This window comes from Marinomonas shanghaiensis, assembly GCF_003259175.1.
Classification (GTDB): Bacteria; Pseudomonadota; Gammaproteobacteria; order Pseudomonadales; family Marinomonadaceae; genus Marinomonas; species Marinomonas shanghaiensis.
This window is the reverse complement of record NZ_QGOK01000019.1, coordinates 92406-103675: the sequence shown is the minus strand read 5'-3', so window position 1 is coordinate 103675 and position 11270 is coordinate 92406. Positions and strand designations below refer to the sequence as shown.

At 44.4% G+C, this 11270-nt stretch carries 9 protein-coding genes; 5 read left to right on the top strand and 4 right to left on the bottom strand.

What is annotated here, in order from left to right:
• Window positions 1-137: 137 nt before the first annotated feature.
• On the top strand, window positions 138-563 hold the full coding sequence (locus DKT73_RS15500; protein WP_157959196.1) for a chemotaxis protein CheW: 426 nt from the start codon (window positions 138-140) through the stop codon (window positions 561-563).
• Window positions 564-636: 73 nt separating this feature from the next.
• Here DKT73_RS15500 and argA read toward each other — a convergent pair whose 3' ends face one another.
• Together argA and argE are read right to left on the bottom strand one after the other, a co-directional pair.
• Window positions 637-1959, bottom strand: a complete 1323-nt coding sequence (gene argA, locus DKT73_RS15495; RefSeq protein ID WP_111639459.1) for an amino-acid N-acetyltransferase — start codon at window positions 1957-1959, stop codon at window positions 637-639.
• Window positions 1940-3124: an acetylornithine deacetylase gene (gene argE / locus DKT73_RS15490; RefSeq protein WP_111639458.1), complete on the bottom strand. Its 1185-nt coding sequence runs from the start codon at window positions 3122-3124 to the stop codon at window positions 1940-1942. Before argE ends, argA begins: the two co-directional genes overlap by 20 nt.
• Window positions 3125-3254: 130 nt before the next feature.
• Between argE and DKT73_RS15485 the strand changes: the two genes are divergently transcribed.
• The 3 genes from DKT73_RS15485 (at window position 3255) to DKT73_RS15475 (ending at window position 7489) form a co-directional block, all read left to right on the top strand.
• Window positions 3255-4202: a CYTH domain-containing protein gene (locus DKT73_RS15485; protein WP_111639457.1), complete on the top strand. Its 948-nt coding sequence runs from the start codon at window positions 3255-3257 to the stop codon at window positions 4200-4202.
• Window positions 4203-4252: 50 nt separating this feature from the next.
• The gene (gene glnE, locus DKT73_RS15480) at window positions 4253-7183 is read left to right on the top strand and encodes a bifunctional [glutamate--ammonia ligase]-adenylyl-L-tyrosine phosphorylase/[glutamate--ammonia-ligase] adenylyltransferase (protein ID WP_111639456.1); all 2931 of its coding nucleotides are present in this window, start codon (window positions 4253-4255) and stop codon (window positions 7181-7183) included.
• Between the two features lie 96 nt (window positions 7184-7279).
• Window positions 7280-7489 carry a hypothetical protein gene (locus tag DKT73_RS15475; protein ID WP_111639455.1) on the top strand — a complete coding sequence of 70 codons (210 nt, stop codon included), beginning with the start codon at window positions 7280-7282 and terminating at the stop codon, window positions 7487-7489.
• Window positions 7490-7558: 69 nt separating this feature from the next.
• On the opposite strand, the gene sbmA is transcribed toward DKT73_RS15475, so the two are convergent.
• On the bottom strand, window positions 7559-8851 hold the full coding sequence (gene sbmA / locus DKT73_RS15470; protein ID WP_111639454.1) for a peptide antibiotic transporter SbmA: 1293 nt from the start codon (window positions 8849-8851) through the stop codon (window positions 7559-7561).
• A gap of 214 nt (window positions 8852-9065) precedes the next feature.
• On the opposite strand from sbmA, the gene DKT73_RS15465 reads away from it, so the two are divergent.
• Window positions 9066-9932: a PhzF family protein gene (locus DKT73_RS15465; RefSeq protein ID WP_111639453.1), complete on the top strand. Its 867-nt coding sequence runs from the start codon at window positions 9066-9068 to the stop codon at window positions 9930-9932.
• A gap of 48 nt (window positions 9933-9980) precedes the next feature.
• On the opposite strand, the gene DKT73_RS15460 is transcribed toward DKT73_RS15465, so the two are convergent.
• Window positions 9981-11216, bottom strand: coding sequence for an aspartate aminotransferase family protein (locus tag DKT73_RS15460; RefSeq protein WP_111639452.1), 1236 nt, complete (start codon window positions 11214-11216; stop codon window positions 9981-9983).
• Window positions 11217-11270 lie beyond the last annotated feature (54 nt).

Genomic DNA, 11270 nt, shown 5'->3' with positions numbered 1-11270 from the left:
GATGAGGCGGTAACGCCTCCCCCTACTCGATGTCTAAAACTTGAATAAAAAGATTAGACATGTAAGTATTTTTATTGATTAAAGACTTTTTAGAATATTTATTGTTCATGTCATGCATAATTTTTGGAGGTTTATTCGTGGAGCCAACCACAGAAAAAGGGATCTGTTTTCGACTGGGAGAAGAGCGTTACGTTCATCCGTTGTCAAATATTAAAGAAGTGTTAAGTTATCAGTCTCCAGCTCCTGTGCCTGGCGCTCGTGAAGGTGTGGAGGGCATGATTGATGTTCGGGGTCATATGGTGACCGTGTTATACGGTACCCATTTGCTGAATTTAGATCCTGCCGATTGTGAGGAAGAAGGGCATATTATTGTATTGGATTTGCCTGCTGGCTATTTCGGCATTCGAGTAGAAAGTGTCGAGCGGGTGATGGACTTACCGGAAAAAAATGACATTCAAGGGCTTGAATACCGAGAGCACAGTTGCATACAAGGCACGATTCAGCACGATAATGAATTGTATATTTTAGTGGAATTTGACCAGTACTGTTCCACATTAGACTAAAAAATAGACAGCGGGCCGTGGTAAACTACACACCATTGGCCCGACTTTATTTGCTCAGTGTCGCAGCAAAGGTTTACAGAGGTTTGGAAAATATTTTAGAGTTTCTCTGGTAGTTATACAGCGCTTGTTTTTGTGTAGGTAGGCTGGCTAATGTGGTTTCACTAAAGCCACGTTCAATAAACCAGTGTGCAGTACGAGTGGTTAGCAGGAAGAGCGTCGAGAGGTTTTGCTGCTTAGCTGCTTGCTCTATACCTTTCAGGAGTCGTTCTCCACGGTTTGAACCACGATAGTCAGGTGACACAGCAAGACAAGCCAATTCTCCGGCATATTCTTGCTCAAACGGATAGAGTGCAGCGCAAGCGACTATTGCACCATCACGCTCGATCACAATAAATCTATCTATTTCGTTTTCAAGTAATTCTCTTGAGCGTCTTACCAAGATGCCTTTTTCTTCTAGCGGTGACAAAAGTGCCATCATGCCACCAACATCATCAATGTGAGCGGGGCGAAGCTGTTCATAACTGTCTTCGTCTATCATGGTGCCAGAGCCTTCACGGGTGAAGAGTTCTCTTAATAGGCCGCCGTTTTCGTTATAAGAGATCAAGTGTGCTCTTGGTACGCCTTGACGAACCGCTTGAACACAGGCGTCCAAGGCGGCATGGGTAATATTTGACAGTGATTTCGCCTTGAGAATGGCCTCAGCGTCTTTGGTCAATAGCTCTGAGTACAGTTCGCCGTCTTCTTTAAAAACCCCTTCTTCTTCAGAAAAGATGACCAATTTATCCGCTTTAAGTTGAATGGCGGCTTGAATAGCAACATCTTCACTTTTTAAGTTAAAGACTTCTCCTGTAGGTGAAAAACCAAGATGTGGTAGAAGCACCATGTTATCGTCTTCCAGCAAACGAAAAATTGCTTCTGTGTCGATTCGACGAACTTCGCCGGAATGTCCATAGTCTATACCGTCGACAACGCCTAGAGGGCGGGCAATGACATAGTTGCCACTGCAAACTTTCAAGCGAGCGCCATCCATTGGGGTATTAGACAAGCCCATAGAAAGTTGTGCTTCCAATTGAACGCGTACGGCTGCTGACGCTTGAATAACATCCAGTAATTGATCTTGCGGTGTAATGCGGTAATTGTCTTCCACGCGACTAACAATGCGCTTATTTTCTAGAATTCTATTGATTTGTGGACGTGCCCCTTGCACCAATACTAAACGGATTCCGAGAGAGTCCAGCAAGGCAAGGTCATGAATGATACTTGAGAAATGTGTGCATTCGACGGCTTCCCCTGGAATAAGTATGACAAAGGTTTTTCCTCTGTGGGCATTGATATAAGGGGATGAATGGCGGAACCAGTCCACATATTTGAGATCTTCAGGCACGCTGTTCCTCATTTTTTTGCTCGTTTGTTTGAAGGCAAAACCGCTCTATTAGGCCGCGAATTACCTCTTGCATAGGTTGAATTTGATCTAAGGCCATGAATTCATTTGGTTGGTGGGCTTGATCAATCGATCCAGGTCCTAGTATTAATGTTTCCATTCCAAGCTGATTTAAGAATGAACCTTCTGTCGCAAAAGCGACCGTACTCGCTTGACGATTCGTTAAAGCCTCACATGCTTTTATGATATCCGATTCAATAGGCGTATAAAAAGACGGCACATCAGCAAATAAACTACTCAACTGTATTATTGTGCCAGTTTTTTCTTCGATACGGGGCAATATTTGAGCGATTTCTGCCATTAAGGCTTGGTTGCTCATGCCTGGCAGGGCCCGTAAGTCAAATTCCAGTTCACAACGGCCACATATTCGATTGGGATTATCACCACCGTGGATACAACCAAAGTTCATAGTTGGATAATCGATGACAAAGCTGGCATCACGATAGTTTGCTTTCAGCTGCTGGCGAAAGATCATTAACTCTGACATGACGGCATGCATGGCATCTAAGGCATTATTTCCCAAAGAAGGATTGGAAGAATGTCCTGCTTGGCCTGTGACTTGAATGCGCTCCATCATAATGCCTTTGTGGGCATATATTGGGGTTAATGAGGTTGGCTCACCGATTAGGGCGTATCTTGCTTTGATTTTATTCTGATCAACCAAAGCGCGTGCGCCAGACATGGAGCTTTCTTCGTCTGCGGTCGCCAAAATGATAAGCGGCTGTTTTACATCAGATAGCTGCATATGACGAACGGTATCAAGCACGATGGCGAAAAATCCCTTCATATCGCAGCTACCAAGACCGTAAAGCTTTTGGTCTCTTTCTTCCAGTTTGAATGGATCAGATTTCCAGCGGCCTTTATCGTAAGGAACGGTATCGGTATGCCCTGCCAGAACCAAACCGCCATCGCCAGTTCCTAACGTCGCAATGAGGTTGAACTTGTTTGGTTGATCAGGCAGTGGCATGACTTCGCATTGAAAGCCTTGGGAGCTTAGCCAGCTTTCGAGTAATTGAATGACGCCTTTATTTGACTGATCCCAGTGAGCTTGACTACAACTGATAGAAGGCGATGCAACAAGTTGTGACATCATACTAATGAGCGATGGAAGTGCGGGCATAAAGGGTATTCCTTGAATCCAAGTTATTTTCGAATATTACTACTGTAAGCTAGGCATCTGGTACACTTGCTCGCACATTATTTTTCTTTGTTGTTTGCTCAACAGCAAAGGTTTTAGAGGTTTGTATATTATGGCTACCGAGCTAGAGCTAAAGTTAATGCTTCACTCCGAGTATCTCAAGTCCGCAAGTGACTTTCTTGATGAAATTTGTACATTTTCAGCGACGGATGGACAATCTCGCCAGCCTACCTTGTCTTTGATGAACGCGTATTTTGATACCGCAGAGGCAAGCTTAATGCAAGGAGGCATGGCGCTGCGTATCCGTGCTGTGAATGACCAATTTATTCAAACGGTTAAAACGCGTGGCAGTGATCGTATCGGTATGCATGCTCGTGGCGAATGGGAATGGTTTTTACCAAATGATAATTTGGATTTGTCCCTTTTGGCTGAGGTTCCATTACCTGATGCACTGAAGGATATGTCTTGGAGTAGAGAGCTGATCGAAGTTTATCGTACCGATTTTGAGAGGCAAGTTTGGAACGTTCGGTTTCAAGACACCAAAATGGAAGTCGTCTGTGACCATGGTTTGGTGACTTCTCCCTATGGTGAAGATGCGATTTGCGAGTTAGAGCTAGAGCTTAAAGAAGGGAATGAGGCGGCTTTGTATCAGTTCGCGTTACAACTAGCAGAGCGCGTGCCTGTCCAAGTGAGCATTGTCTCAAAGGCGCAGAGAGGCGTGCGTTTGAAATATGGGCAAATAGAGTTTCCTAATAAACCTCTTCATACTGCGAATCCGATCACGTTGGCTGCTTATTGGTATGAAGTATGGTTAGTTTATTGGGAGGCTATGCATTTTATGCAAGACGAGGCGCTTTTGCAGCCTTTTCGTCATTCGGTATCACAATTAACTGCTTATCTGCCTAATGATTTGGTCAAAGTATTAAACGATCTTGATCGGCATCTAGAGTCATGTCTGATGGTCGAAGAAGCTATGATGTTGACAAAGTTAGCCAGTATAAAGCAAATTGGTATAGCGATGCTTATGGTTGGCCAATGGTTAAATCAACAAACCGCTTAGGCTAATGTTTGTCGTGATGACGTAAAAATAAAAAAGTAAGGAAACCTCTTTTGACTCCCCCACATCTGAATCCCAATTATACGCTTTTTTGTGAGCAATCTACTTCCCGTTTTTTGCTGTTAGAGCAGGTTCAAGAGGCCAGACAGAGACAGGGTCTTGCTGCATTGAGCACTGAGCATATTGCTGTCTTAGAGCCTTTATGGGTGTTAAGTGATTACTTGCATAAGCAGTGCATACGTTTTCCTGGTTGGTTAGATGATTTGCTGGTGCTAGAGAAACTACCTGAACGGCCTTCAAAAGAGGCCTTGATGGCAGGGGAAAGCTTTTTCTCTCATGAAGCAAGTGCCTGCTCCCAAGCTTCCCAAGTGGTATTAGATGAGACGGGGTTTATCAAACGCTTACGCTTATATCGTCAGTGGTGGATGGTGCGATTGATTGCCCTAGACATACAGCAACGGCTATCTTTGACCGAGCTTACCGCTCGTTTGAGTGCTTTAGCAGACGCCTGCGTTAATGCCAGTTTGCAATGGACGACACAACACTACTTAGCCTTATATGGTCAGGCGTTAGACAGTCAAGGACTGCCTCAATCCATGATTGTCATCGGCATGGGGAAATTGGGAGGCAATGAACTCAATTTATCTTCCGATATTGATTTGATTTTTGCCTTTCGTGAGCATGGGGACACACAAGGCGGAAAGAAAAGCTTGTCGCATCAGGAGTATTTTACCAAGCTCGGTCAAAAGCTCATTCAACATTTGGATCAAGTGACCGCAGATGGCTTTGTTTTTCGGGTGGATATGCGTCTGCGACCTTTTGGCCAGTCTGGTGCCTTAGTTTTAAACATGGACTCATTGGAAAACTATTACCAAGATCAAGGACGAGACTGGGAACGTTACGCCATGATCAAAGCCCGCGTCATGTCTGGGAGCGCCCTAGATATAAGGGAATTTGAAGCCTTGCGTAGGCCCTTTGTGTATCGTAAATATTTGGATTTTGGTGCCATTGGCGCATTGCGTGATCTTAAGCAAATGATCGCCAAAGAAGTGCGCCGTAAAGGGATAGAACACAACATTAAGTTGGGGGAGGGCGGTATTCGAGAGGTTGAGTTTATCGCTCAAGCTTTACAAATATTACATGGAGGGCGAGACCAAGGGTTGCAAACCCCCGCCTTACTGAAAGTCTTGCCTTATCTGGCGAAGCATGACTATTTGCCCGTCGAAGAAATGGATCAATTGCGCGAAGCCTATTTGCTGCTCCGTCGAACTGAGCATGCATTGCAAGCGGTGAATGATGAGCAAACGCAATTACTGCCAGAAGATGATAGAGCGCGTACACGTATTGCCTTGATAGTAGGGTTTTCATCATGGGAAGCATTGGATAAACGTTTGTGGGAAGTGCGCAAAAACGTACATCGTTCTTTTGTGGCGTTAATAGACGATGGTCATGAAAGTAATGAAGAAGTGAAAAATCAAGAAGCGTGGCGCTTGCTGATCAAACATCCAGAGGACAGAGAAGCCATAGAGGACGCTATTGAACTGATCACTTGGCAAGATAAAGACGCCAATATTACACGCATTTCTCAACTGCTTAGTTCGCGTACAGTCGTGTTTATGCAACCAATTGGACAAGAGCGGCTAGCGGTATTTTTAGCCGCATTGATGAGCAAATTAACCGATGAAGCCAATCCTGATTTAGTGCTTGAACGGGTATTTCCAATACTGGAAGCCGTATTACGCCGTACGGCCTACCTAGTATTGTTGTGTGAAAACCAAACGGCATTGACTCATCTTATTCGTTTGTGTCGAGAAAGTATGTGGTTCACCGAAGCTATTTCAGCGACACCCGCATTGCTGGATGAGCTTCTGGACGCCAATACTTTATTTTCACCGCCCGATAAAATCATGCTGGCGGAAGAGCTTCAGCAAATATTATTGCGACTGCCTGAAGACGACGAAGAAGCCCAGATGGACGCTATGCGTCGTTTCAGGCGCTCTATTATTTTACGTATTGCCGCCTGTGATATCACAGAAATATTGCCAGTTATGAAGGTGAGTGATCACCTAACTTGGTTGGCAGAAGTGCTTTTGGATCAAGTATTACAACAGTCTTGGCAATATTTGACTAAGAAACATGGTTTTCCTATTAGCCAAGGTGACGTTGCGTTGACACCACAATTGGCGATTATTGGTTATGGCAAATCAGGGGGCTGGGAACTGGGGTACGATTCTGACCTAGATCTTGTGTTTATTCATGATGCGCAAGCAACGGGCCATACAGATGGTGAACGAAGCATTGATAACCTGACTTTTTATACGCGGCTGGGTCAGCGTCTTATTCATATGCTTACCAGTTTTACCGCAGCGGGTCGTTTGTATGAAGTGGATATGCGTCTACGGCCTTCTGGTAATTCTGGTTTATTGGTTTCTAGCTTAGAAGCCTTTAAAGACTATCAACAAAAAGAAGCTTGGGTCTGGGAGCATCAAGCGCTGACTCGCTCACGCGGCTTAGCGGGTGAAGCGAATTTATTGGCGAAATTTGAAGATTGTCGTAAAGAAATTATTGCATCGATTCGAGAGCGAAGTCAGCTCAAAGCGGAAGTGATCAAGATGCGCGAAAAAATGCGCGCCCATCTTGATACGGGCGGTAAAGAGAAAGGCTTTGACCTCAAACAAGGCGCGGGTGGCATCATAGATATTGAGTTTATGGTGCAGTATTTGGTATTGGCTTGGTCATGTAAGTACCCCGAGCTGATGCGATTTTCTGACAATGTTCGTCAACTAGAAGCTGCAGCGTTAGTCGGGTTGATTGGAGCAGAACAGGCTGAAAAAATGACGGATACCTATACCCTTTATCGCTCCTTGACGCACAGGCTAAGCTTGCAACAACAAGGACGAGTCGTGCAAAAAGACACACTTGTGGAGAATCAAAATCTTGTGAGTCAGTATTGGGAAAATTTTGCACACGATGACTCTATTTAATCATTACCTTGATCTTTTTTACAAAAAAGATGTTCGTAAATTAACCAATTTGCCGCTACAATTTAGTGATTGGTTTAAAGAATGATAGGAGGAAAAATGCCAAGTATTAATGGTGTGAGTAGTCCTGCGATGGATTATGCCAGTGAAGTATATAGCGCAAATTTAGCCAAAGCTGCTCAACAGCAAAAAGCAGAACAGGATTTGGCGCTATTGGCGCAAGCGACAAGAAATGTAACCCCTGCCGCCAGCAGTGGGTCTCATTCCACAACCGATAATCTCGGTCAGAATATTAATATAAACGTCTGAGTTGTTGTTTCAACAAGCACTTGCAAAAAAGCCCCTTATCTAAGGGGCTTTTTTGTGAAAAGTAAAAAACTACTCAGAAGGTGTGTTGTGCGTCTCTAAGTAACGACTGTCTTCTTCTGGTAATGGTTGGTTATCAATAGCGGCTTCAAAGGCTTTTAGACGTTTGTAGATAGATAGCAACTCTACGATGGTTGTCCAAGAATTAATCAGGTATTGAAAAGAGTTTTCCACTTGGTTAAAGGCGTTTAATACTCTCTGCATGATACCGAGTGTAAAAGCGCCAGCAATAATAGATGGCGCGAGAACAATCAATGGTACAAATTGACCGACGTTTAAATAGCCATAACGTACCACGTTGAAATACAGATAATTGGTGTAAAGACGGAAGTAGTTTTTACGCACATTTTCAAATAGCTCATTGAGACTGATTGGGGTTGCTCTGTCATGGTAATCTTCACCGTAGACCAATTCTTTTCGGTAAGCAGCTTCAACGCGCTGATTTTTAAATTCCAACCCTGGAAGTTTTATCCCGGCCAAAGCCAACAGTAAGGTGCCGAAAATAGACCATACAATTGCGGTAAATACTAAAGCCTGAGGAACCTCGCCAATCAACGGTAGCGTTTTAACATATCCAGAAAGTCCCCATAAAATCGGCAAAAATGCGATGAGTGTCATAACAGAGCGTAATAGGCTGACCCCTAATCCCTCTACAATTGAGGCGAAACGCATAGTGTCTTCTTGAATACGTTGTGAGGCACCCTCTATATGACGTACTTTATCCCATTTGGATGTGTAGTAGCTTGTCATGGCTGTGCGCCAGCGAAATACATAATGACTGACAAAGAAGTTGCTCAGAACAGATACTGTGATGGCGACCATGATGATTACCGCAACAGTGGAAAGTTCAGCATAGTAGTCAGATAACAGGATACTATTGGGTTCGGCTAACGCTTTTTGAATAAGGTCATAAAAACTACCATACCACTCATTTAACATCACGCTTACTTGGACTTGAAACCACGTGATGAAAACGATTAATCCCGAACCAACGACAGACCATTTTGCCCACTTTTGGCCGCCATATACCACCCATCCACCAATAAACAGTCCATAACAAACCGCCATGTATTGGTATAACCAGACATCAAATGCTGTGCTTTGTGCGCTTTGGAAAGCGGCTTGAGCAGCCGCGTCAGCACCTTCGGCTAAGGCCTCTGGAAAGTAAATGCCAAATAGTGAGCCAAGGCTTAATACATTGCCTAGGTCTTGGACTTTTGCATACCAGCCAATCACACAAACGAGTGCCCACAATGCAAAACTAAGGAAAAAGAGCTTGGGTTTGGGGAAGAAAGAATGAAACACGGTTTAGTTTCTCTACATCAGTTGAATGATCCATAAGCCATTGATTTACGCTAAGTTGTTAATGGCACTTAGCGGAGCTTAAACCACTCAAGTGATAATCACAATCAAACAGCTCATTATGAATTGGCAAAAAAGACGATAATTGGTCAATGGTGAGCGCATTTTGGGTAAAACCGTCTGTTAGACTATGGAATTACGGCAATAGGAAGGTTTCATGACGCAAGTTGATGTGTATCTGATTCAAGCTTTTTCAATATCAGGGCAGGGTGGTAACTTAGCGGGTGTGGTGTTGCAGGCCGATACGTTAACGGATTTTCAGAAGCAATCTATCGCGAAGCAAGTGGGTGTGTCAGAAACCGCTTTTGTTAACCAAAGTGATAAAGCGGACTTCCAGTTGTCTTTTTTCACCCCAACGGTAGAAGTCGATTTTTGTGGCCACGCTACATTAAGTGCTTTTTGGTTGTTGCATCACCTGACGCATATTCATGCGGGTTGTTATCAACAGGAAACCAAAGCTGGTGTGCTGGATGTTGAGGTCGCATCAAATGGTGATGTTTTCATGAGCCAAGGTTTGCCAATTTGGTCTACAGAGTTTTATGCAGAAGACATTGCGCCGATGCTTGGAATTGAATCAAGGCTTATTGTTCAGTTAGGTTTGCCTATTCAGGCTCTCTCTACAGGTTTGGTAGACGTAATAATTCCAGTGCCCTATGGCGCGTTGGATCGCCTCGTGGTGGACTTGGATTCAATAGCGCGTTTTTGTCAACAGCAGCGGTGTGTTGGCTTTCATGTTTTTGAAATGAACCCTCCCAATTCGTCCTATACCGCCAGTTGTCGAAACTTTGCGCCTTTGGTTGGTATCCCAGAAGAATCGGCTACAGGCAGTTCGAGTGGAGCGCTGGCTTGCTATTTGAATCGATATTTAGGTTATGAACAGTCTGTTTTTGAACAGGGGCGAGCAATGAAAATGTCGTCGCGTATAATGACGAAACTTACCCTACAGGAAGAAGAGGTAAGGCAGGTTCAGGTTGGCGGGGAAGGCACATTCAGTAAATTAATTTCTGTTTGCCTAGACAAATAAAAATCGGGCCGAAGCCCGATTTATTGATGCTTTTTACCACAAGCTTGCTTACGCCGCTTGATTATTCGCAATCACAGTCGCAATGGCTTTATCAAGACGAGCAAGTCCGTCAGCTATGTCTTGTTCGGTGATGATCAACGATGGTGCTAAACGCAATACGTTAGGGCCAGCAACAAGCACAAATAAGCCTTCTTCAGCTGCGGCTTTGACAATCTCCCCCGCTTTGCCTGCTAGACTGTCAATGACTTCTGCCCCCATTAAAAGACCCATACCGCGAATGTCTTTAAAAACGTGGTACTTCTCGTTAATGGCTTTTAGGCCATCAAAAAATAGGTCATGACGTTTTGCAACACCGCCTAGCACTTCTGGTGTATCAATAATATCAATTACTGCCTCGGCAATAGCACAAGCCATTGGGTTGCCGCCATAAGTGCTGCCATGAGTACCGAAAGCGAGGCTCTTGGCCGCTTTTTCTGTGGCTAACATCGCGCCAACTGGGAAACCGTTGCCAAGTGCTTTCGCTGTGGTCAGCACGTCAGGTGTCACACCGAGTTGCTCGTAGGCATATAAAGTGCCAGTACGACCAACACCGGATTGAACCTCGTCGTAAACCAATAAAGCATTGTATTGATCACATAACTCGCGAACTTGTTTAGCAAATTCAATATCAGCGGGAATGATTCCGCCTTCGCCTTGAATTGGCTCCATCACAACCGCGCAGGTTTTGTCACTAATAATGGCTTTTAATTGTTCGATATTGTTGTAATCGCAGTGCTTAATACCACCAGGTGTTGGCTCAAAGCCTTCTTTGTACTTGGCTTGACCACCGACAGAAACGGTAAACAAGGTACGGCCATGGAAGGATTTATAAAAAGCAATAATTTCGTGTTTTTCTGGACCAAAATGATCAAACGCATAACGACGAGCCAATTTGAACGCAGCTTCGTTGGCTTCAGCGCCACTGTTCGCAAAGAAGACTCGGTCAGCAAAGGTTTTTTCGGTCAATTTTTTCGCCAATCGTAGGGCTGGCTCGTTGGTCATGACATTGGATAAATGCCAAATTTGTCCAGCTTGCTCACGCATAACCTCGACCAGTTTAGGATTGGAATGACCCAGTGCGGTCACGGCAATGCCACCTGCAAAATCGATGTATTCTTTGCCTTCTTTGTCCCATACGCGAGAGCCTTCACCGCGCACCGGAATAATTGCAGAAGGTGCGTAGTTGGGAACCATTACTTCGTCAAAGGTTGCTCTCGTTACTTGTTCTGTCACTTTTCTATCCATCTTAAAAAAAGGCCTCTTAAAAATAGGTGGCCGCAATGACGGCCACCTTTTGGT

Coding starts and splice junctions, on each gene's coding strand:
- argA (WP_111639459.1), bottom strand. CDS start 1,959: ATGAGGAACAGCGTGCCTGAAGATCTCAAATATGTGGACTGGTTCCGC.
- argE (WP_111639458.1), bottom strand. CDS start 3,124: ATGCCCGCACTTCCATCGCTCATTAGTATGATGTCACAACTTGTTGCA.
- DKT73_RS15485 (WP_111639457.1), top strand. CDS start 3,255: ATGGCTACCGAGCTAGAGCTAAAGTTAATGCTTCACTCCGAGTATCTC.
- DKT73_RS15475 (WP_111639455.1), top strand. CDS start 7,280: ATGCCAAGTATTAATGGTGTGAGTAGTCCTGCGATGGATTATGCCAGT.
- DKT73_RS15465 (WP_111639453.1), top strand. CDS start 9,066: ATGACGCAAGTTGATGTGTATCTGATTCAAGCTTTTTCAATATCAGGG.
- DKT73_RS15460 (WP_111639452.1), bottom strand. CDS start 11,216: ATGGATAGAAAAGTGACAGAACAAGTAACGAGAGCAACCTTTGACGAA.